This window comes from Candidatus Methylomirabilota bacterium, from assembly GCA_035764725.1.
GTDB lineage: Bacteria > Methylomirabilota > Methylomirabilia > Rokubacteriales > CSP1-6 > DASRWT01.
In genome coordinates, this window is record DASTYT010000129.1 from 1 (window position 1) to 21,338 (window position 21,338).

Consider the following 21,338-nt stretch of genomic DNA (forward strand, 5'->3'; position numbering starts at 1 on the left):
GGTGCGCCGAGAACGAGCAGTGCCGCCAGGAACCCGAGCCATGCATATCGACGGTCAACCTTCATCGCGCGCTCCTTTCCTCGTTCCCCAGCACAGGCCGGGGGCGGAGCCGCGCCTGGTCGGCCCACTCCGCGCGCCCAGCATGGGGCACGCCCTGGCAGGTCGCAAAGACCAAAAAATGAACTTGTCGCGCCCCCCCGGGCGTCCTAGAGTCCCCTCATGAAGGGCTATGGCCAGTTCTGCCCGGTGGCGGTGGCCTGCGAGATCGTCGCCGAGCGGTGGACGCCACTGATCCTGCGCGAGCTACTCGCCGGCTCGACCCGCTTCAACCAGATCCGCCAGGGCCTGCCCCTGATCTCCCGCGCCCTCCTCGCCCAGCGCCTTCACCTGCTCGAGGAGACCGGAGTCATCCAGAGCCACGCGCGGGCCGCCGGCCGCGGGCGTGAGTACCGGCTCACCCGAGCCGGCGAAGCGCTGCGGAGCATCGTCGATGGTCTCGGGGCCTGGGGACAGCACTACGCGGCGACCCAGTTCTCTCCCGAGAATCTCGACGTCGGGCTGCTCATGTTCAACATCAAGCGGCGCGTGGACCTCTCACGACTGCCGAAGCCTCGGGTGGTCGTGCGCTTCGAGCTACGCGGCGTCCCCGCGCGCTGCCGCAACATGCGCACCACCTGGCTGGTCCTCGAGCCCACGGGCGTCGACGTCTGCATCAAGGACCCCGGCTTCCCCGTCGACCTGGTCCTCCAAGCGGACATGGCGACGCTCGCGCGGGTGTGGGCCGGGCACGTGACGTTCGCGCAGGGCGCGCGGACGGGCGGGCTGCGCCTCGAGGGGCCGCGCGAGCTGGTGCACGCGTTCCCTGGCTGGCTCAAGCTGAGTCACTTCGCGGCGGTCCTGCGCTCGGCGCACGCCAGCTGAGACGGCGGCGCGCCACGACCGGCGCGCTAGAGGATCAGGTAGCCCGGCACCGCGAGCGCGGCGAAGAGCAGCGCCGGGGCCACGTCGCCGTCGTCGTACCAGTCCGCCTCGTGCAGGAGATTCAGCGTCCCCAGCACGCGACCGTCGTACGCCACCGGCACGTTCAGCACCGCGTCACAGCCCAGCGACGCGATCAGCGCGTGGTCGAAGAAGACGGTCCGGATGTCCTCCGCGGTGCGACCGATGTACGGCCGCCGCTCCCCGAACACCTGGCGCGACCACGCGCTCTCGTTGAACGGCTTGCGGCCGCCGACCGGGTACGCCACGGGCTGATTCGTGTAGCAGCGCTCCGACTCGCGCGAGTCCGGGTGGAAGCGCAGCACGGTGAAGAGCTTGTGGCCGATGACCACGCCCAGCGCGGCATCGAGCGCGGCCCAGAGCGGCGCGGGCTGCCCCGGGCGTGCGAGGGCGGCGGCCACTGCGGCGAGATGGGGGGCGGGATCGACCGCCGGCCCTTTCAACGCGTGGCTCCCGCCGGCGCGGGCAGCCCGTGGCGTGGCATGCGCTCGGGGATGAGGCCGGACGGGCGCACGCGGAGCACCACGATCAAGCTCGCGCCGATCAGGAACTCGCGCACCGCCGCCACCTGCACCGGCTTGAGAGCGGGCAGCGCTGCGGTCACGAAGCGTGTGGACTCGAGGAAGAAGACCACGAGGAAGGCGCCCACCACCGCGCCGGTGTTGCTGCCGGTGCCGCCGGCGGTGAGGGCCAGCACGATGTAGATCGAGATGAGCGGCACGAAGCCCTCCGGCGCGATGTAGGACGTGTAGTGCCCGTAGAGCGCGCCGGCCAGCCCCAGCACCGCCGCGCTCAGCGCGAATGCCTCCACCTTGAACGCGATCACCGGCTTGCCCGCCACCGCGGCGACCTGGTCGTCGTCGCGAATGGCCCGCAGCACACGGCCGTACGGTGAGTGACGCACGCGCTGCATCGCCAGGTAGACCACGGCCACGGCGACCACGGCGAGGCCCAGATAGATCAGATTGAAGGTGGCGGGCGTCACCTGCCCGCGCCAGGGTCCCGGAATGCCCGAGATGCCGTCGGTGCCGTTGGTGAGCCAGATCTCGTTGCTGGCGACGAGGCGGACCACTTCGGAGAAGCCCAGCGTGATGATGGCGAGATAGTCGCCGCGCAGCCGCGCGGTGACGAGCGCCATCGCCGCGCCCGCCGCCGCGGCGAGAATCATGGCGGCGAGCAGCCCCGCGGGCATCGGCCAGCCCGCCTTCTTGGTGAGCAGCGCCGAGACGTAGGCACCCACGGCGTAGAAGCCGACCAGGCCCAGATTGATCATGCCCGTCATGCCCCACACGAGGTTCAGGCCCAGGGTGAGGAGGGCGTAGAACGCGGCGAAGGTGGCCATGGCGACCAGGTAGCCTTCCATCGCCGCCTCAGTAGGCCCGCTCGCCGAGAAGGCCGCGCGGACGCAGCGTGAGCACCACCAGGATGGCCGCGAAGCCCACCGCGGTGCGGTAGGCCGGTGCCAGAGAGAGCAGCGAGAGCTCCTCGGCCACGCCGATGGTGAGCGCGCCCACCACCGCGCCGGGAATCGAGCCGAGCCCGCCGACCACCGCGGCCGCGAACACGGAGAGGATCACGCGGAAGCCGGTGAGAGGGTCGATGCTGGTGTCGAGTCCCAGCAGCATGCCGCCGACGCCGGCCAGGCCCATCCCGACGAAGTTGACCAGCCGCGCGACCATGTCGGCATTGATGCCCTTGATGCCCGCGAGCATGGGATTGTCCGCGACCGCGCGCATGGCCTTACCGGTGCGCGTGAAGGCGAGGAAGAGGAACAGCGCGACCATGGCGAGCACGGCGATGACCAGGTTCTCCACCTGCTGGGGGCCGATGCGCAGGCCGGCCCACTGCCAGTCGCGGCGGATGGGCAGATCGTAGCCGCGGAGGTCGTTGCCCCAGATGAAGCGCACCACGTTCTCGAGCACGATGGTGAGCGCCACCGCGGCGATGGCCGCGGTGAGGGCGCCGGCGGGACGCAGCGGCTTGAGGACGATCTCGTCGTTCACCACCCCGGCCGCGCCCGCCACCAGGAATGCGACCCCCACCGCGGCCCACGCGGGCAGGCCGCCGGCGGTGTTCGCGACATAGCCGGCGAAGGCACCGATGGTGGCGTGGGAAGCCACCGTGAAGTTGGGGAAGCGGAGCACCGCGTAGATGGCAGTGAAGCCGATGGCCGGCACCGCGAGGATGGTGCCGGCCACGAGACCGTTGATGAGGAGCTGCGCGACCTCGCTCACGCGCTAGAGAATCGTCACCTGCTTGAACTTGCCCTTCTCGGCCTGGTCGTATCGGATCTTGCAGTCGATGATGTCGCCCGTGTCGGTGAAGTCGCACGGCCCGCTGGCGCCCTCGTAGTTGATCTCCTTGCCCTGGGCGAGCAGCTTGAGCCCGTCCACCGCGTTGTCGACCTTGGCGCCCCCGCCCTGCGAGATCTTGCGGACGTGGTCCTTGATGGCAGTGCCGGTCGCCTCGCCCTTGGCGTGCGCGATGGCGAGGACGACCAGGCTCGCGTGGTCGTGGCACTGGCAGGAGTAGGGATCGAGGTCGGTGGTGCCCAGGAACTTGGCCAGGCGCTTGTAACCGGCCGAGTCCACCGCGGGCGAGGGCGTGGCGGTGTAGGTGCCGTCCGACACCTCCGCGGGCATGGAGTCCAGGAGCTTCTGGTTCACCGCGTAGCCCTGGGCGATCTTGGCGCCGGTGTAGCCGGCCTTGTAGAGCTCCTTCATCACCACCGTCGTGTCCGGCGTGTAGCCGTTCAGATAGATCATGTCCGGCCTCGCCTTCAGCGCCTGGTCGATCTCCGACCGGAACGTCGCTTTGTCCTTGTCGTAGATGACCCCGCCCACCAGCTCCGAGCCGCCCTTGCCGAGCACCTCAGCGAGGCGCTTCTGCGACGGCACCGCGAACGGGGTCTGCGCGGCCAGCACGAACACGCGCTTGGACTTCAGCGAGAGGATGAACTCGCCGAGCTTGCCGATCTGCAGATGCGTGTTCGGCTGGGTGCGGACGAGATAGCCCTGATGCGGGAGCTGGGTGATGGTGTCCGATCCGGACACCGTGGTGAGGAAGGTCTTGGACTCCCAGCAGAGCGGCGCCACCGCGGTGGTGACCGCGGAGGCCCACGTGCCCATGATCGCCGCCACCTTGTCCACGTCGATGAGCTTGCGCGCCGCACGCACCGCCGCCTCCGGGTTGGTCTGGTCGTCCTCGCTCGCGAGCTCGATCTTGCGGCCCAGCACGCCGCCGGCGGCGTTCACCTCGCTCACCACCCACTCCATAGCGCGGCGCATGGGCGGCCCGTAAGGCCCGCCGGCGCCGGTGAGCGGCGTCAGGGTGCCGAGGCGGATGGCCCCGCCCTGCGCGCGCGCGAGCCGCGGCGCCAGGGCCGCCGCGCCCAGCGCGGTGGCGCCGGCCAGCACGGCGCGCCGGGAGATCCGGGTCGAGTCGTCGCTCATCGTGAGGTCTCCTCGCGGCTCGCGGCCGCGCTCAGTAGAGGTTCTTCCGGTAGCCGTCCTGCAGGCGCTGCTCGAGCGCCTCGAGCGTCATGTCGCGCGGCTTGGCGTGGTCGAGGAACATCTGGGCCGGCGAGGCAAGCCCGGCGAGATCGGGCCACCGGGCGGCGTCCCACAGCCCCGAGCGCTTCACGCACTTCGCGCAGTGGAGGAAGCTCTCCTGCACCTCGACGGCGATGGCGAGCTGCGGGAGCTTTCCCTGCACCGCGAAGCGCGCCAGCACGTCGGCGTCGCGGACGATCTGGGCGCGGCCGTTGACGCGCAGGGTCTCCTCGCTGCGCGGCACGAGGAACAGGAGGCCGATCCCGGGATTCTCGATGAGGTTGCGGATCCCGTCGTAGCGCTTGTTGCCCGGACGGTCCGGAATGATGAGGTGCCGCTCGTCCAGCACCTCGACGAATCCGGGCGCGTCGCCCTTGGGGCTCACGTCACAGCGGCCGGATCGGTCCGCCGTCGCGATCAGCACGAACGGGGAGCGCGCGATGAACGCGCGGCAGTGCTGATCGAGCCGGCCGATGTCCTTGCGCAGCGCCAGCTCGCTGGGCTCGCCCATGAGCGCGCGCAGCTCCTCCACCGACGTCACCACGTCCTTGAACGTCATCACGCACCCCCCAGGAATATCCGTCTCACCTCGGCGTCCGCCGCCAGCTCGGCGGCGGGCCCCGTCCGGCTGTTCCGGCCGTCCACAAGAATATAACCGCGCCGGGCGATGGCGAGGGCCTCGAGTGCGTTCTGCTCCACCATGGCAATGGACACGCCATCGGCATTGATGGCGGCAATGGTCTCGAAGAGCCGCTCCGCCGCCTGGGGCGCCAGTCCCGCCGAGGGCTCGTCGAGCAGCAGCAGGGCCGGATCCACCATCAGCGCCATGGCCATCGCGAGGATCTGCCGCTGCCCGCCCGACAGCGTGCGCGCGGCGTGACGGCGCTTCTCGCCGAGCGCGGGGAAGCGCTCGAAGATCGCGTCGATCCGCCGGCGGGCGCCGACGGGGTCCACGTAGCCGCCGATCTCGAGGTTCTCGCGCACCGACATCGTGGGGAAGATGTTCTGCTCCTGCGGCACGAACGCGACGCCGAGCGCGGAGATCTCCCGCGGGGCCCGGCCCTGGATCGCCCGGTCGCCGAGCCGCACGGTGCCCCGACTCGGCGTCAGGATCCCCGCGACCACCTTGAGCAGGGTGGACTTGCCCGCGCCGTTCGGGCCGATGATGCTCACGATCTCACCGCGCTCGATGGTGAGGTCCACGCCTTTCAGCACCTCATCGGCGGCGCTGTAGCCTGCGACCAGGCCCTCGCACGCGAGCAGCGTCACGCGGCCCTCGCTCCGCTCGGGACCCATCATGTATCCGCTCACCTCGCCTGCGGCTGCGGCTCGCCAACCATTCTTCTTCCCATGTAGGCCTCCTGGACGCGCGGGTCGGCCGCGAGCGCGGCGAAGGAGCCTTCCGCGAGGTGCCGGCCCTCCGCGAGCACGATCACGGGGTCGCAGAGGCGTGCGATCACGTCGAGGTGATGCTCGATGATGAGGAAGGTGATGCCGTCGGCGCGCAGTGACGCGAGGTGCCGGGCGATCTCGCCGGCGAGCGTGGGATTGACGCCCGCGATCGGCTCGTCGAGCAGGATCAACTTGGGATCGGTCATGAGCGCGCGGCCCAGCTCGAGCAGCTTCTTCTGCCCGCCCGACAGGTCGGATGCCGCCGCGTTGACGACCGGCATCAGGTTGAGGCGGCGGGCCACGTCGAAGGCGCGCGCCCGCAGGGCGTCCTCGCGCTCGGCGACCGCGCGCGGCCGGGCGAGCGCCCGCCAGAGCGCCTCCCCGGGCTGCCGGGCGCCGTAGAGCATGAGATTTTCCAGCACGGACAGGCGCGGGAAGCCGCGCGCGATCTGGAACGTGCGCACCAGTCCGCGCCGCGTGACCCGATCCGCGCGCCACCCCGTCATGTCCTCGCCGTCGAACACGACGCGGCCCGCGTCGGGGGGGATCAGCCCGGAGACACAGTTGAAGAGCGTGGTCTTCCCCGCCCCGTTCGGGCCGATCAGGCCGGTGATGGTGCCCGCGCGCACGCGGAGGTCGGCGCCGGCCAGGGCCTGGACGCCATAGAACGCGCGGCGGAGCCCGGCGACCTCGAGGAGCGCGGGCACGCTACTTCAGCATGGCCGAGTGAAAGAGCAGCCACTGGTCGGGACGGGGCGTCCAGACCAGGCGATCGCGCGTGGCGTAGATGTCCACCTGCTGCATCAGGAACACCCACGTCGCGTCTTCGATCATGGCGCGCGCGAGGTCCGCGTAGACCTTGCGGCGGCGGGTCGGGTCCGTCGTCGCGCGGCCTTGATCGAACAGCTCGTCGACCCGCTCGTTCTTGTAGTAGAGCCCGCGTCCCTTGGAGGAGACCAGGTTATAAAGCTCGTCGGCGTCTTGCATGGGGCCGCCGAGACCGAGCAGATACGCGTCCTGCATCTGCTTGCCCAGGTACTTCTTGAAGTAGGCGCCCCACTCCGCGACCTGGACCTTCGGGCGGAACCCCGCCTTCTGCCACTGTCCGCCCAGCGCCTCCGCGATCTCCTTGTCCCCTTGATAGCGGCCGGCGGGCGCGTCCAGCGTCACCTCGACGCCGTCGGGATAGCCGGCCTCGGCCAGCAGGCGCCGGGCGCGGGCCGGATCGGGCGCGTAGCCCTTGACCGAGGGGTCGAATCCGAACACGTTGGGAGTGAACGGGCCCTCGAGGCGCCGGCCGTTGCCGTCCATCACGTTCTTGATGATGGCGTCCACGTCGGTGGCGTAGTTGAGCGCCTGGCGGACGCGGACGTCGGACAGCGGCTTCTTGAAGGCGTTGAGGCCGAGGTAGATCTGCCAGGTGCTGGGGACGCGCTGCACGCGCACGCCCGCCACCTTGTCGAGCTCGCCGACGAGGGTGGGCGGCACCGTGGTGATGAGATCCACCTCGCCGTTGCGCAGCGCGGCCGCCCGAGTGAACGGCTCCGGGATGGGTTTGAAGACGATCCTCTTGATCCGCGGCTGGCCCCGCCAGTGCTTGTCGAAGGCCTCCACGATCATGTGGTCGTCCTTCACCAGCTCGACAAAGCGGAAGGGGCCGGTGCCGACGGGCCGGAGGGCCAGGCCCTGATTGCCCTTCTCGGCGGTGTACTTCGGCGGCACCATCGGGAAGTCGATCAGCCGGGCGAGGAACGGCGCGTACGGCGCGCGCAGCACGAGGTTCACGGTGAGGTCGTCCACCACGTCCACGCGCTCGACCTCGGAGACGGTGGCGCGGTTGGGGGACTTCTGCTCCGGATTCAGCACGCGCTGGAACGTGAAGCGCACGCCCTCGGCGTTGAACGGCTCGCCGTTGTGGAACGTGACGCCGCGGCGGAGCTTGAGCTGCCAGGTGCGGTCGTCCAGCGCGCGCCAGGACTCCGCCAGCTCGCCCACGATCTTGCCGTCGGCGTCGCGTCCAACCAGCGAATCGAACACGCTCACGCCCACCTGCGAGCGGAGTGAGGAGAGGTTCATCGTCGGGTCGAGGTTCTCGGGCGTCCACGGAATGGCCACGCGCAGTTCACCCTGGGCCCAGGCGGGCGCGGCGGCGAGCAGCAGGACGAACAGCGCGGCGACGCGGGCCCCGAGCGTCCTCACGCGTGGAAGCTCCGCGCGGCCTCGATCACCGCCTGGAGATTGGCGTCAGGGACGTCCAGCGGGAGCACACACCCGGTGGTGAGCACGTGGCCGCGGCCCCCGGTCTGGACGAGGGCGTCGCTCGCCTCCGCGCGCACCGCCTCGACGGGCCCTCGACGCAGCGTCCCCGCCTCGCCCAGTCCCGCCGCCACGGTGCCGCGGCGCTTACCCTCGGCCAGCGTCGGGCCGGTGAGGCGGTCGTGCCAGTTGAGGATGGCGGCGGGCAGGTCGGCGCAGGCGTCGAAGTAGATGTCCTTACCGTGGAGGTGGAGCATGGTGAGCCCGCCGCCCGCCGCGAGCTGCTCGAGGATGCGCCGCATGTAGGGCAGCTCATAACGTTCGAAGTCGCGCTCGGAGATGGCGTCCCGGCTCGCGTGCTGGGTTGCGAAGAAGAAGCCGTCCGCACCCGCGTCGCGCGCGGCCGCAGCATAGCGCGTCACGGTGGCCGCGATGGTCTCGAGCGCCGCCTCCACCTCGGCCGGCCCGGCGGCCAGGTCGGCGTCGAGCCGGTCGCCGGCGAGCTTCCGAGCGATGGTGAGCGGCGAGAAGATCGTGTGGAGCGCGGGCGCGTCGTCGGCGCGCCCCTTCACGATCAGGCGCAGCGCCTCGAGCTCGCGGCCGAGCGCCCCGGCGCCGGGATCGAGCGGCGTGATCCGCGCCCAGTCGCCGGTGCGCTTCACGGCATGCTCGGTGCACGTCTTGGCGCCGTTGGGCGAGCCCTGATAGGCGACCCGGCAGCCCCAGTCCTCCACGCAGGAGACGCCGCTCGACATGATCTTGATGAGGTCGAGATCCCAGCGGCGGTGAAACGCCAGCATCGCGTCGGCGAGGCCCTTCGCGGTGTGATCGACGTCGGGGACGTGGCGCCAGAAGGCCACGGGCACGCGATCCACGGGCTGGCCCGCGATGGCGGCGGCGATACGCTCGCGCTTCGTCATGGTCGGCATGCCGCGGAGTTTAGCACTAGCGGAGACGGTACAGGCGGACCGGGGCGTCGACGTTCTTCAGCTCGCGCGTGCCGAGAGCCTCGCAGGTGAAGGCGCCCTCGAGCCGGCCGCGCGTGCTCTCGCTCAGCACCACCTCACCGCCGCTCGCCGCCGCGGCCAGCCGGGCCGCGATGTTGGTGGTTAGCCCCGAGGCGGTGTAGGTCCAGCGCGTGCCCGCCCGCCCCTCGATCTTGGTCGCGCCGAGCAGCGCGGGGCCGGTGTTCACTCCGATGTGCATGGCGAGCGGGCCTGCGCCGCCCGACTCGGCGTTGAGCTCGCCGGCCCGGCGGTGGATGCCCTGGGCCGCCGCGACCGCCGCGCGCGCGTGATCGGCCTCGTGGAAGATCACCATGACAATTGCGCGACGCAGCGCTCCGAAGGGCATGACGCGGGACGCTCGGCGCCGTGCGCCACGATCCCCTTGACAGCGGCCTCGCACGAGCGCCTCATGGCCCCATGATGGAGACGCCACCGGACTCAATGGCTGCGTCACCGGCTCCGCGCTGACCGCGCCGATGCGGCGCGATCCCGGACCCGGTGACGCCTCGTCACGGCCACAGGCCGACACCCGACGCTAGCCGGGTTGCGCGACGACATGTCGCGCACGAACCATGGGGGGCTGGCGGGAGCTGGTCTCCCGCCCCCCCAAGCGTCGTTTTCTCCCTCCTCAGAGGAGCGCCGCGATCGCCCCAGCCACTGCGCGGATCGCGTCCGGATCGCGCACGAGATCCCAGTGGCTCTTGCCCGGGAGCGCCACCTCGCGCGCTCCGTACCGCTCGACGAGGCGCCGGCCCCGCTCGTCGGCGAACTCGTCCCCGTAGACCACCAGGACCGGGCACGCGATCTCCGGTACCGAGATGCCGCGCTTGCGCTCGGCGCGGGCCAACGACGACTCCGGTCGCGCGCGCACCCCGTCCGGGAAGGCGCCGTACTCGGCCTCGGGATCGAAGACGCCGGGCGCGGGCCGCACGTCCCGATGCACGCCCTGCACCTCGGCCGGCGCGCTCGCCTCGAGCAGGACCAGGGCATCCGCGCTGTCGGCCGCCATCATGGCCGCGAGGCCACCCATGCTCCAGGCGACCACGACGACCGGATGCTCGAGCCGCTGGGCCGCGCGCGCAACGGCGTCGGCGTACTGGGCCATCGAGGCGTGCGCCGCGTCCAGGCCGTCCTGGAGATCCACCGTCTCGAGGTGGAGTGCGGGGGGAAAGTGCGCGGGCCAGCGGTCGAACACCCACGGCCCGCTCCCCGCGCCGTGGACGAGGAGGAGCGAGCGCGCCCCCCCGCGCGCGGGGCTCACGCGACCACGGATGGATCCAGCCGCATGACGACGTATCCGGCCACCGCCCCCGCGCCAAAGCCCGGGGCAAAGATGCGCATGGGCCGGTCGATGACACCCTCCTGCACCGCGTCGTGGATAGCGATGGGGATGCTCGCCGACGAGGTGTTGCCCACCGAGCCGATGTTGAAGTAGAGGCGATCGGGGCCGACGCCCGCGCCCTTGGCGAGGTGGATCACCATGGTCTTGTTGGCCTGATGCGGCACGATGAGGTCCACCGCATCCAGCAGCGACCCCGAGCCGCCCTCGGTGTTGGGCAGCTCGCGCATCTCGTCGATCATCTGGCTCAAGTACCGCTTCGCGAGCGCGCGCACTTCGGGGCCGAACACCGTGATGTTGTTGTCGAACTCGGGATTGGGCCAGATGATCGAATCCACCTCCGAAACCGGCCCCGACGCGTAGGTCTGGTACACCTCGATGTCCGAGGGCGCGCCCGGCGGGGCCGGCGCGAGCACCATGGCCGCGGCGCCATCCGCGAAGATCATCCGTGAGGTGCGCACGGTCCCGATCTTGTCGGAAAACTTCTCCCCGCACACGACCAGTACCGGCCGCTCCGTCTCCTGGAGCAGGCGCACCGCCTCGGAGAGGCCGTACGGCAGCCCCGCGCACGCCGCCACCATGTCGAAGGAGGCGCGCGTCTGGAAGATGCCGAGCTGGCTCGACAGCCAGGTCGCCAGCGACGGCATCATCTTCACGCTCGTGCACGAGCAGAAGAGCACGGCGCCGATCTCCTCGGGCCGGCGGCCGGACTTCTCGAGAGCCCGGCGGGCGGCAAGAAGCGCGATGTGGTCGAGATCCAGCTCGGTGTAGAGCCGCTGGGTGATCCCGGTCTTGCGCTCGATCTCCTCTGCGCTCATCGGCGACCAGCAGTAGGCGGCGTTGCGGATCAAGTCGTCGTTGGTGCACGGGCGCTCGCCCTTGTAGACGGCCAGCGCCTCCAGACGCGGCAGGACGCTGAAGCGCTTGGCCACCGCGACCGGCGGATACGGCGACAGCGGACGGCGCGACTCGGCGGGGGCGGGCCGGCGCGAGCGGCCGCGGCGGCCCGTCTTGACCCGCCGGATGAAATCGAGCACGTCGTCGTTGCGCGGGTGGAAGACCACCACGTAGTCGTCGTCGTGGAGCTGGCCGACCTCGGTGAGGCGCGTGCGCGCGCGGTCCCAGCGATACTGGTTGTGGAGCACCATGGCCTGCCGCATCACCGCCTCGAGCTCGGGCACGGTGTGCGCGTACTCGATGATGTCGTTGTAGCCGTAGCCGGGAAAGTCGGGATTGTACGCGAGCAGGTGATAGGTGAGGCTTTTCGGGCTCCCGAGGAGCTCGGCCACCGTGGGCTTGATGGCGGGGAGCTCCGCGCCCGCGCCCTTCTTGTGGCGGAACACGTCGAGGAGGATGCGGAAGATCTTGTCCTCGGTGCCCTCGTCCCACGACGGCCCGAGCCCGCGGTAGCCGGCCTCGATCGCCGCGGTGAGCTCCGCCCCGTCCCACGGCTTGAAGACGGGCAGGAAGACGTCGTCGCGCTGGCGGGCCACGTCGCGCCAGCGCGTGGGGCGCTTCTCGTACATCGTCATCGCGTAGCGGTTCACCCAGAAGAGGTTCAGGGCGAGGTCGCGCAAGAGCTCGTAGCGCCCGCCATAGGTCCTGGCCTCGATGCGCGCGACGATGTCCGTCTCGTTGGGGGCCTTTTCCTCGAAGTCCCGCTTGATCACCGCCGCGAACTGCTCGAGGGTCTCGAACACCGAGAAGTCGAGCTCGGGGAAGAAGCTCTCGGGGAAGACGATCCGGCCGTAGCGGTTGACGACGAATGGCTTCATGCCTGGCCTCCCGGCGCGCGTCTGGCGGAACCCTACCGCCGGCCCCAGGGGCTGTCAACGTCGCTCCCGTGACGGAAAACGCTTGCCACGTCCACCGGATAGGTGCGAGTATCGCCGCGGGGTGCCCAGGGCACCCCCGTTGCTTGTTTGCGCCGGGCGACCCGCTCTGCATGCCTGGATCGTGAGGAGAGTCAGAGAGCGAGTGAAGTCGGACATTTCTGGACCAGCAGTGGCTGGGCGAAGGGTCCCGGGACGCCATGCGCTCGGAGCCGTCCTGGGGACGCTGTTCCTCCTGGTAGGCCTCGCGGTCGGCGGCTGCGGCTCGGTGTCGGGTGGTCTCCATGCCGAGACGGAGGTCCTCCTGGCCGCGACGGTGGTGCCTCCCGACGCCCCCAAGCCCGCCCCCGACACGCTCCTCGCCGAGCCCGTTGTGGCCGCCGCGCTGGCGAATCCCGATGCGCTCGTGGTAGGCGGCGCCGGCCCCGAGCGGGACGAGGCCGTGATGGGGACCGCCGCGCCCATCGTGGGCGCCGCCGGCGCCACCGAGGGCGAGGCCGAGCTCCTCCCGATGGCGTCGATCACCGACGCCACGATGACGCCCTACCTGATCGCGCTCGCCGAGACCATGACGGTCGCCCAGACCACCCCGGAGAGCGGCCCGCCGCTGGAGCCGCCCCTCGAGGAGTACGACCCCTGGGAGTCGTTCAACGAGAAGATGTTCAGGTTCAACTACAACTTCGACAAGTACGTGCTGAAGCCCGTCGCCAAGGGCTACAACTTCATCGTCCCGGACGAGGTGCAACGGATGATCGACCGGGGCTTCCTGAATATCACCTTCGTGCCGCGCTTCGTGAACAGCCTGCTCCAGGCCAAGTGGGCGGGGGCGGGCCGCGAGCTCGCGCGCTTCCTCCTCAACTCCACGGTCGGGATCGGCGGGCTCTGGGACATGGCCAAGCAGGAATGGGGCATCGAGCCGAGCAGGGAGGATTTCGGGCAAACGCTCGGAGTCTGGGGGGTGGGGCCGGGACCCTTCCTGGTCTTACCGTTCTTGCCGCCGATGACCGTCCGGGACGGCATCGGCATCGGCGTGGACAGCGCCATGGATCCGCTGGGCTACCTCGTGGGGTTCATCCCGACGCGCCTGATCATGAAGGCTGTCAACATCATCAATGACCGGTCGCTGAACCTGGAGGCGTTCGAGGGCGTCGAGGAGACCACGGTGGATCTCTACACCGCGGTCCGCAACGCTTACCTCCAGCGCCGGGAGCGGCAGGTCAAGGAGTAGGCCGGGGCTCAAGCAGTCCCAGCAGGCCGCAAGTGTCGAGCTTCCCCAGCCCGGCCTCGCTCGCCCGCCCGTAGAGCTCCCACGCCGCGCGTCCCACCGCGCTCTGGCCCTTGGTCTCCGCCATGAGGTCGAGGCCCAGCCCAAGGTCCTTCCGGGCCAAATCCACGAAGAAGCCGGGGCTGTAGTCGTGCTTGACGAGGGCGGCGAGCTTCCGCTCCAGGATGAAGCTGGCGCCGGAGCTCTTGCCCACCACGTCGCCCACGGTCTGGCGGGATACACCCAGCCGGTCGGCCAGGGCCATCGCCTCGCACAGCGCCGCTTGATTGGTGAGGGCGACGTAGTTGTTGAGGAGCTTCAGGATGTTCCCCTTCCCGACCTCGCCGAGGAAGAAGAGGCTCTTGCCGATGGCGCGGAAGATCGGCGCGAACGCCTTCACGTCGGCCTCGGGCGCCCCGATCATCACGGCCAGCGTCCCCGCCTCGGCGCCGCTCACGCTGCCGCTCACAGGCGCGTCGACCAGACGCACGCCCTGCTGGGCGGTCCGGGCGGCCAAGGCCCGTGTGCTGGCGGGTCCGACCGTCGAGAGGTCGAAGATGAAATCGCCCGCCTTCGCCCCGGACATCAATCCGGGAGCGCCGCCCGCGCCGAACAGCGCTGCCTCGACGGCCTTCGCATCGGGCAGGCTCATGAGCGTCACCCGCACCGATGACGCCAGCGCCGGAAGGCCGGCGGCCCGCGTGGCGCCGGCCTTCTCCAGGGGAGCCGTGGCCGCGGGGCTGAGATCGAAGACCGTCAGCGTATGCCCGGCCTTGAGGACGTTGGCCGCCATGGGGCGGCCCATGTTTCCGGTTCCGACGAAGCCGACATGCATGGGCAGGTCTCCGGGTTCGGGTGAGGTCGCGGGGTCAGATGGGCCGGTGGCGGTCGAGACGGCCGAGCGCGCGAGTGGCGGCCCGGCCCTTCCGGGGCAGGCGTCGGGGATTGCCCTTCCGGGGTCGCGGAGGCGGATCGGGCTCCTCGTCCTTGACAGAGGGACCCTGGGATTCGGCGGCGCCACGGTCCCGCGTGCCGAGACGCTCGAGTCGGGCGAGGAACTGATCCGTGGTAATCGCCACCGCGCCGGCGCGCTCCGCCGCTCGGCGGACTTCCCGATCGTTCGAGACCACGGCGCCCCCGCGCGTCGCCAGGCGCGCGAGCACGCGGTCGGCGCTCTCACGCGCGCTCGAAAAGATCACGCGTACGCCGCCGCCGCCCGTGCCGGCGCCTCCGCGCCCCGCCCCGTCGAAGACCACGGTGAATGTCTCGCCCGACTCGCGCCCGGTCCGCGCGAGGAGCCGACACAGCGCGTCGCGTCCGGCTTCGATGCTCAGCGCCTCCTGCGAGGCGAGCGCGGGGTCGCGGCGGATGACGTTGTAGCCGTCCACCATCCAGTGCATGGCGCGGACATTGTACGCGTCCACCGAGTCATCCACACCCCGCGGACGCCCAACTTTCCGCGCGGGCGTCACTCGTGGCGTTGTCCACCGCTATCCACATTGTCCACAGGCCGCTGGGTTGAGAAGATGCTCACAAGCACTAAATAAAGGTTGACTCGTTCCCACGCACCACAATATCTTGGGCTTCGTTCCTCTGAGTCCGTAATCTCCCGGTAACGTCCAGCATCGCCGTTCGCGATCGAAGTGAGGAGGGCAGTATGAAGATTTCCCGCCGCTATACCAAGGAAGGCCACAGCCCATACACCGGGATCGAGTTCGATCTCCGCACATCGGAGATCCGGAATCCGGATGGGTCGACGGTCTTTCGCCAGGAGGGCATCGCGGTGCCCTCGGGCTGGTCGGCGGTGGCGACCGACATCCTCGCCCAGAAGTATTTCCGCAAGGCTGGCGTGCCGCAGACCGGCGCCGACGGCAAGCCCCTGCTCGATCGCGAGGGCAAGCCGATGCTGGGTGGCGAGCGCGACGCGCGCGAAGTCTTCCACCGCCTGGCCGGGGCGTGGACGCACTGGGGCCGCACGCATCACTACTTCGACACCGAGACCGACGCGAAGGCCTTCTACGACGAGATCTGCCACATGCTCGCGGCGCAGATCGCGGCGCCCAATTCCCCGCAGTGGTTCAACACGGGCCTGCACTGGGCGTACGGCCTCACCGGCCCTGCGCAGGGTCACTACTACGTCGAGCCCGACAACGGCGCCCTGACCCGCGCCACCTCCGCGTACGAGCGGCCGCAGCCGAGCGCGTGCTTCATCCAGTCCGTGAGCGACGACCTCGTCAACGACGGGGGCATCATGGACCTCTGGACGCGCGAGGCGCGCATCTTCAAGTACGGCTCGGGCACGGGCTCCAACTTCTCGAGCCTGCGCGGCGAGAACGAGCCCTTGTCCGGCGGCGGCAAGTCCTCGGGCCTGATGTCCTTCCTGAAGATCGGTGACCGCGCGGCGGGCGCCATCAAGTCGGGCGGAACCACCCGGCGCGCCGCCAAGATGGTCTGCCTCGACCTCGATCATCCGGACGTGCTCGACTTCATCCGCTGGAAGGTCGTGGAGGAGCAGAAGGTCGCGGCGCTGGTGGCCGGCTCGCGCCTGGGCAAGCGGCGGCTGCAGGCCGTCATGGCGGCCTGCCGGCCCGACGCGCGGGAGCCCGACCGGATCGACGCCGATCCCAAGCGGAACGCCGCGCTTCGCGCCGCCCTGCGCGAGGCTCGTGCGGCCATGGTGCCCGAGAGCTACATCCAGCGGGCGCTCCAGCTCGCCTCCCAGGGCGTGACCGAGCTGGTCTTCCCCGAGTACGACACCGACTGGGACTCGGAGGCCTATCTCACCGTCGCCGGCCAGAACTCCAACAACAGCATCCGCGTGCCGAACGGCTTCTTCGACGTGCTGGAAGGCGGCGGCGAATGGGAGCTGCGCCGCCGTACCGACGGCAAGATCTCGAAGCGCATTCCCGCGGCGAGCCTGTGGGACGAGATCGCGTACGCGGCGTGGGCGTGCGCGGATCCGGGTGTGCAGTACGACACCACCATCAACGAGTGGCACACCTGCACCGAGGACGGCCGGATCAACGCCTCGAATCCGTGCTCCGAGTACATGTTCCTGGACGACACCGCGTGCAACCTGGCCTCGATCAACGTGGTCAAGTTCCTGCGGGCCGATGGCGGCTTCGACGTCGACGGCTTCCGCCACGCCTGCCGGCTGTGGACGCTCGTGCTCGAGATCAGCGTGCTGATGGGCGCCTACCCCAGCCCGGCCATCGCCCAGAAGAGCTGGGACTACCGGACGCTCGGGCTCGGCTACGCGAACATGGGCACGGTGCTGATGCGCCAGGGCATCCCGTACGACTCGCCGGAAGCGGTGGCGATCTGCGGCGCGATCACCGCCATCCTGCACGGCGAGGCCTACGCTACCTCCGCGGAAATGGCGCGCGACCTCGGGCCGTTCCCCGGCTACATGCGGAACCGCGAGCCGATGCTGCGCGTCATCCGCAATCACCGCCGTGCCGCCTACAACGCCGCTCCCTCGGTCTACGAGGGGCTGACGATCAAGCCGCTGGGCGTCGATCCCTCCCACTGCCCGAACGCCCTGGTCCAGGCCGCGCGCGAGACGTGGGACCGGGCGCTCACCCTCGGCGAGGCCCACGGCTATCGCAACGCGCAGGTCACCGTGCTCGCGCCCACCGGGACCATCGGCCTCGTGATGGATTGCGACACGACCGGCATCGAGCCGGACTTCGCCCTGGTGAAGTTCAAGAAGCTGGCGGGCGGCGGCTACTTCAAGATCATCAACCAGAGCATCCCGATCGCCCTGCGCGCGCTGGGCTACACCCCCGATCAGATCGACGACGTCGTGGCGTACTGCGTGGGCCGGAAGACGCTGCGTGGCGCCCCCTTCATCAATCCGGAGACGCTGCAGGCCAAGGGGTTCGATCCGGCGGGGCTGACGCGGATCGAGGCCGCGCTCGAAGGCGCCTTCGACCTCACCTTCGCCTTCAATCCGTGGACGCTCGGCGAGGGCTACGTGCAGCGCCATCTCGGCCTCAACGAAGCGCAGCTCGCGGAGTGGAACGGCAACCTCCTCCGCGCGCTCGGCTTCACCGCAGCCCAGATCGAGGCGGCCAGCGACTACGTGTGCGGCACCATGACCGTCGAGGGCGCGCCCCATCTCAAGGACGAGCACCTGCCCGTGTTCGACTGCGCCAACCGGTGCGGCAAGAAGGGCAAGCGCTTCATCGCGGTGGACGCCCACATCCGGATGATGGCGGCAGCCCAGCCCTTCCTCTCCGGCGCCATCAGCAAGACCATCAACATGCCCTCCGATGCGACCATCGAGGACGTCAAGCAGGCCTACTACACCTCGTGGCGGAGCATGCTGAAGGCGGTGGCGCTCTATCGCGACGGCTCCAAGCTCTCGCAGCCGCTCAACGCCACCACCGACGAGGACGAGGCGGCGGCGGCCGATGTCGAGGCGGTGGCCGAGAAGATGACCGAGCGCGTCGTGACCAAGTACCTCCGCGAGCGGCATCGGCTCCCCGACCGGCGCGCCGGCTACACCCAGAAGGCGGTGGTGGGCGGCCACAAGGTGTACCTCCGCACCGGGAACTACGAGGACGGCTCCCTCGGCGAGATCTTCCTGGACATGCACAAGGAAGGCGCGGCCTTCCGCAGCCTGATGAACTGCTTCGCCATCGCGATCTCGCTGGGCCTCCAGCACGGCGTGCCCCTCGAGGAGTTCGTGGACGCCTTCGTGTTCACGCGGTTCGAGCCGAACGGCATGGTGATGGGCAATGACCGGATCAAGATGGCGACCTCGGTCATCGACTACGTCTTCCGCGAGCTCGCCATCTCCTACCTCGGCCGCACCGATCTCTCGCACGTGCCGGACGAGGATCTCCGCAGCGACACGCTCGGCAACAAGATCGGCCAGGGCCCGGTCGCGATGGTGCCCCCGGCGCCCGCCGCCCCTGCCCTCGCGGGCACGATACCGAACCCCGCCAGCCTCGCGCGGGCGGCGGCGCCCCTATCCGGCGGGAGCGGCACGGTGGCTGCCGAGCTCAAGGTGCTGTCGGCCTCCGACATGGCCAAGCTCAAGGGCTACGAGGGTGACCCTTGCGGCGACTGCGGCCAGTTCACGATGGTCCGCAACGGGACATGCCTCAAGTGCATCACCTGCGGGACGACCACCGGCTGCTCCTGATCGACTCCCCTCCGCGCTAGCCAGAGAGGCCGGGCTCCTCTAATATCGGAACCCGGCCTTTCCCGTCATGTCGGCTCCCGAGCTCGCCCCCACCCGCTGGCCCGAAGCGCGCGCGCCGCGCGGCATGGTGGCCGCGCCGCATCTCCTCGCCTCCCAGTCCGGCGTCGCGGCGCTGCGCGCTGGCGGCAACGCGCTGGACGCCGCCATCGCCGCCGCTGCCACCATTGCGGTGGTATATCCGCACATGAACGGGATCGGCGGCGACAACTTCTGGCTGATCTGGGACGCGGGGGCCAAGCGGCTGCGCGCACTCTGCGGCGCCGGGCGCTCGGCGGCGGCGGCCAGCATTGACTGGTACGCGGCGCGCGGCGTCCGCGACGCCATTCCCGCGCGCGGGGGGCTGGCCGCCCTCACCGTGCCGGGCGCGGTGGACGGCTGGTGGCAGGCGCACCGCCACAGCGCGACGGCGATGGGCTCGCCGCTCGGCTGGGACGATCTCCTTGCCGATGCCATCGCCTATGCCGCGGGGGGCTTCTCCGCGTCGGCGGGCCAGCGGCGGCCTCCCCCACGCGAGCCCGACCTCTTCGGCCCCACCGCGAGTGCCGAGATGCGGCGCGAGCTCTGGCCGCTCTACCATCCCGACGCGCTGTCGCGCGGTCCGCTCGTGCAGACTGATCTCGCGCGGTCGCTCGAGACGATTCGCGACGGCGGGCCCGACGCCTTCTACCGCGGCCCGCTGGGGCGTCGGCTCATCGCCGCCGCGGCCGCCGCCGGGAGCCCGCTGAGCGTGGAGGACCTCGCCACGCATCGGTCCGAGTGGATGGAGCCGCTCATGCTTCCATTCGGCGGCGGCGTGGCGGCGAGCTTTCCGCCGCCCACGCAGGGCATGTCGGCGCTGGCCCTGCTGGGCCTCGCGGACGGCTTCGACCTCGCCGCGCTCGAGGAAGCGGACTACATTCACGTCCTGGTGGAGGCGATCAAGCTTGCCTTCGCGGATCGCGACCGCCACCTGACTGACCCGGCCGCGATGACGGTGGCGCCGGAGGAGCTGCTCGCGCCCGAGCGCCTGGCGCGTCTCCGCGGCCGCATCTCACGCCGGCGCGCGATGGCCCCGGAGGCGGCGGCAGCTGCGGGCGGAGACACCATCGCGATCGTCGCCGCGGATGGCGCCGGCAATGCGGTGTCCCTGATCCAGTCGCTCTACTACACGTTCGGCTCCGGCTTGATGGCCGGCGACACCGGCATCGTCCTGCAGAACCGCGGCGCCTTCTTCTCCCTTAATCCTCGGCACGTGAACGCGCTGGCGCCGCGCAAGCACACCATGCACACGCTGATCCCTTCGATGTATCTCGAGGACGGCCGGCCCCGCATGGTCTACGGCACCATGGGCGGTGAGGGTCAGCCGCAGACACAGGCCGCCCTGCTCACGCGCCGGCTCCGGCGCGGCCATGGCACCCAGGCCTGCGTGGAGGCGCCGCGCTGGCTCTACGGGCGCACGTGGGGGGTGGCCACGCGCGCGCTCAGCCTCGAGGGACGCTACCCCGCCTCGCTCGCCCAGGACCTCGCGGGGCGTGGGCACGACGTGAAGATGGGGGAGGAGTGGGACGACCTCTTCGGCCATGCCCACGCCATCTGGCTGGACACGGCCGAAGGCGGCCTCTGCGGCGGCTCCGATCCGCGAGCGGACGGGAGCGCGGTGGGCTACTAGCGGCGGATGCGCACCACGCTCAGCACGGCCCGCCGAGACGCGACGAGCAGCGCGCCCAGCGCGCCGAATACGAGCAGCGCCAGCGACGAGGGCTGGGGCACACGGGTGGTCGTGCCGCGGTAGTCATTCTCGAAGCTCGGCTCCGTGAGGCTCGTGCCGTACTGGAACCGCACCTCGTAGAAGGCCGCGTACGGATCGAAGCCCGCGCCGATGCCGCCGAGGAGGAAGACCACCGAGTTGCGCGCCAGCTGATTCCCGAGCAGCCCGCCGTTATCGTTGCCGGAGCCCGTATCGTCCGGGTCGTTCAGGGTCGTGATGCCGTACTGGAGCCCATCGGGGTCGTTCGGACCCTGAAGATTGGGGCCGGGGAAGCGATCACCGGGGCCAAAGAGTCCCATACCGCTGGAGGAGATCCCTCGGGTGAACTCTCCCCCGACGGAGAGTCCCGCCTTGTAGGCCCACTCACCGCCGAGAACCGTGGGATCGGGGTTGATGTCCTTGACGGTGCTGCCGGGGGCGAGAGTGGCGGAGAAGCGGGTCAGCGTCGGATTGCTGCCCTGGATGTTGAAGAACACCGCGGTGAGAATGTCCGTCGGCTTGGACGCGTTGTAGTGGCCCGTGTTGGTCAGGGTGACCTGCAGATAGTGCGTGCCCGAGATCTCGACGTTGTCGAACGTCACCGAGGCCTTCCGACCCGCCGTTCCGGTGCCCGTCAGCGTCACCGCGGTCGCATGACTCGGCGTCACGCCAACCGCCAGCAGAAGCGTGGCGCCGACCGATGCCCCGATCAGTGACTTCGCCACCTGTCCCATGAACATGTGCCCCCGTCCTTTCGGTC

At 70.2% G+C, this 21,338-nt stretch carries 19 protein-coding genes; 4 read left to right on the forward strand and 15 right to left on the reverse strand.

Annotated elements, in window-relative coordinates; all coding sequences use genetic code 11:
- Nucleotides 1–219: 219 nt before the first annotated feature.
- Complete coding sequence (locus tag VFX14_21265; protein HEU5192228.1) at nt 220–921, forward strand: helix-turn-helix domain-containing protein; 702 nt, start codon at nt 220–222, stop codon at nt 919–921.
- 26 nt (nt 922–947) lie between these two features.
- On the opposite strand, the gene VFX14_21270 is transcribed toward VFX14_21265, so the two are convergent.
- The 12 genes from VFX14_21270 to VFX14_21325 form a co-directional block, all read right to left on the reverse strand.
- Nucleotides 948–1,442: a GAF domain-containing protein gene (locus VFX14_21270; GenBank protein ID HEU5192229.1), complete on the reverse strand. Its 495-nt coding sequence runs from the start codon at nt 1,440–1,442 to the stop codon at nt 948–950.
- Entirely contained in the window at nt 1,439–2,362 is a 924-nt protein-coding gene (locus VFX14_21275; GenBank protein ID HEU5192230.1) for a branched-chain amino acid ABC transporter permease, read from the reverse strand. The genes VFX14_21270 and VFX14_21275 overlap by 4 nt, the downstream gene beginning before the upstream one ends.
- 7 nt (nt 2,363–2,369) lie before the next feature.
- Complete coding sequence (locus VFX14_21280; GenBank protein ID HEU5192231.1) at nt 2,370–3,233, reverse strand: branched-chain amino acid ABC transporter permease; 864 nt, start codon at nt 3,231–3,233, stop codon at nt 2,370–2,372.
- A 3-nt stretch (nt 3,234–3,236) separates the two neighbouring features.
- Nucleotides 3,237–4,451: an ABC transporter substrate-binding protein gene (locus tag VFX14_21285; GenBank protein HEU5192232.1), complete on the reverse strand. Its 1,215-nt coding sequence runs from the start codon at nt 4,449–4,451 to the stop codon at nt 3,237–3,239.
- Nucleotides 4,452–4,482: 31 nt separating this feature from the next.
- Nucleotides 4,483–5,109 (reverse strand): pyridoxamine 5'-phosphate oxidase family protein, encoded by a 627-nt coding sequence (locus tag VFX14_21290; protein ID HEU5192233.1) that lies wholly within the window; start codon nt 5,107–5,109, stop codon nt 4,483–4,485.
- Nucleotides 5,109–5,849, reverse strand: a complete 741-nt coding sequence (locus tag VFX14_21295; GenBank protein HEU5192234.1) for an ABC transporter ATP-binding protein — start codon at nt 5,847–5,849, stop codon at nt 5,109–5,111. The genes VFX14_21290 and VFX14_21295 overlap by 1 nt, the downstream gene beginning before the upstream one ends.
- Nucleotides 5,850–5,857: 8 nt before the next feature.
- Nucleotides 5,858–6,649 carry an ABC transporter ATP-binding protein gene (locus VFX14_21300; GenBank protein HEU5192235.1) on the reverse strand — a complete coding sequence of 264 codons (792 nt, stop codon included), beginning with the start codon at nt 6,647–6,649 and terminating at the stop codon, nt 5,858–5,860.
- A gap of 1 nt (nt 6,650) precedes the next feature.
- Nucleotides 6,651–8,141 (reverse strand): ABC transporter substrate-binding protein, encoded by a 1,491-nt coding sequence (locus VFX14_21305; GenBank protein HEU5192236.1) that lies wholly within the window; start codon nt 8,139–8,141, stop codon nt 6,651–6,653.
- Nucleotides 8,138–9,118, reverse strand: a complete 981-nt coding sequence (locus VFX14_21310; protein ID HEU5192237.1) for a uroporphyrinogen decarboxylase family protein — start codon at nt 9,116–9,118, stop codon at nt 8,138–8,140. The genes VFX14_21305 and VFX14_21310 overlap by 4 nt, the downstream gene beginning before the upstream one ends.
- A gap of 25 nt (nt 9,119–9,143) precedes the next feature.
- Nucleotides 9,144–9,551, reverse strand: a complete 408-nt coding sequence (locus VFX14_21315) for an adenylate/guanylate cyclase domain-containing protein (GenBank protein ID HEU5192238.1) — start codon at nt 9,549–9,551, stop codon at nt 9,144–9,146.
- Between the two features lie 282 nt (nt 9,552–9,833).
- Nucleotides 9,834–10,466 (reverse strand): alpha/beta fold hydrolase, encoded by a 633-nt coding sequence (locus VFX14_21320; protein ID HEU5192239.1) that lies wholly within the window; start codon nt 10,464–10,466, stop codon nt 9,834–9,836.
- Entirely contained in the window at nt 10,463–12,319 is a 1,857-nt protein-coding gene (locus VFX14_21325) for a 3-oxoacyl-[acyl-carrier-protein] synthase III C-terminal domain-containing protein (protein HEU5192240.1), read from the reverse strand. The genes VFX14_21320 and VFX14_21325 overlap by 4 nt, the downstream gene beginning before the upstream one ends.
- A 229-nt stretch (nt 12,320–12,548) precedes the next feature.
- On the opposite strand from VFX14_21325, the gene VFX14_21330 reads away from it, so the two are divergent.
- Nucleotides 12,549–13,604, forward strand: a complete 1,056-nt coding sequence (locus VFX14_21330) for a VacJ family lipoprotein (GenBank protein ID HEU5192241.1) — start codon at nt 12,549–12,551, stop codon at nt 13,602–13,604.
- On the opposite strand, the gene VFX14_21335 is transcribed toward VFX14_21330, so the two are convergent.
- Together VFX14_21335 and VFX14_21340 are read right to left on the reverse strand one after the other, a co-directional pair.
- Nucleotides 13,594–14,475 (reverse strand): NAD(P)-dependent oxidoreductase, encoded by an 882-nt coding sequence (locus VFX14_21335; protein HEU5192242.1) that lies wholly within the window; start codon nt 14,473–14,475, stop codon nt 13,594–13,596. The two genes, VFX14_21330 and VFX14_21335, sit on opposite strands and share 11 nt — an antisense overlap.
- Nucleotides 14,476–14,509: 34 nt before the next feature.
- The gene (locus VFX14_21340) at nt 14,510–15,064 is read right to left on the reverse strand and encodes an NYN domain-containing protein (protein HEU5192243.1); all 555 of its coding nucleotides are present in this window, start codon (nt 15,062–15,064) and stop codon (nt 14,510–14,512) included.
- Between the two features lie 233 nt (nt 15,065–15,297).
- Between VFX14_21340 and VFX14_21345 the strand changes: the two genes are divergently transcribed.
- Together VFX14_21345 and VFX14_21350 are read left to right on the forward strand one after the other, a co-directional pair.
- A complete protein-coding gene (locus VFX14_21345) occupies nt 15,298–18,792 on the forward strand; it encodes a vitamin B12-dependent ribonucleotide reductase (GenBank protein ID HEU5192244.1) in 3,495 nt (1,164 codons plus the stop codon).
- A gap of 67 nt (nt 18,793–18,859) precedes the next feature.
- On the forward strand, nt 18,860–20,500 hold the full coding sequence (locus VFX14_21350) for a gamma-glutamyltransferase family protein (protein HEU5192245.1): 1,641 nt from the start codon (nt 18,860–18,862) through the stop codon (nt 20,498–20,500).
- On the opposite strand, the gene VFX14_21355 is transcribed toward VFX14_21350, so the two are convergent.
- Nucleotides 20,497–21,318, reverse strand: coding sequence for an XDD4 family exosortase-dependent surface protein (locus tag VFX14_21355; protein ID HEU5192246.1), 822 nt, complete (start codon nt 21,316–21,318; stop codon nt 20,497–20,499). The two genes, VFX14_21350 and VFX14_21355, sit on opposite strands and share 4 nt — an antisense overlap.
- Nucleotides 21,319–21,338: the final 20 nt, after the last annotated feature.